At 47.0% G+C, this 413-nt stretch carries 1 protein-coding gene; it reads left to right on the top strand.

Annotated elements, in window-relative coordinates:
- Positions 1 to 117: 117 nt before the first annotated feature.
- Positions 118 to 413 (top strand): Ntn hydrolase family protein (locus F0L46_RS27900; RefSeq protein WP_210247712.1); only part of this gene is annotated, 296 nt, incomplete at its 3' end.

The following is a 413-nucleotide window of genomic DNA, read 5'->3' as shown; positions in this document are numbered from 1 at the left end:
GGATTAGCGATCGATGACGCCTACATTGTTATGTCGATACTCCCGATACATATCTTTTTTTCTGTGAATACCCCGTACGCAGCAGACTATCGTTTACTGGTGACTCAAGCAAGGAAGATGGCCCAGCAGTACTTCTTGATGTATCATGAGCCTATCCCGACTGCGCAATTAGTGCAACGAGTAGCTACAGTCATGCAGGAGTACACTCAGTCGGGTGGTGTCCGACCCTTTGGGGTACCTCTATTGATCTGTGGCTGGGAAGAAGGACGTCCTTACCTGTTCCAGTGTGACCCCTCCGGAGCCTATTTTGCATGGAAAGCCACAGCTATGGGAAAGAACTTTAATAATGGAAAAACTTTCCTTGAAAAAAGATATACAGAAGACTTGGAGTTAGATGACGCAGTTCACACCGC

This window comes from Salinarimonas soli (assembly GCF_008386575.1).
GTDB lineage: Bacteria > Pseudomonadota > Alphaproteobacteria > Rhizobiales > Beijerinckiaceae > Salinarimonas_A > Salinarimonas_A soli.
This window is presented reverse-complemented; position numbering and strand designations above follow the sequence as displayed.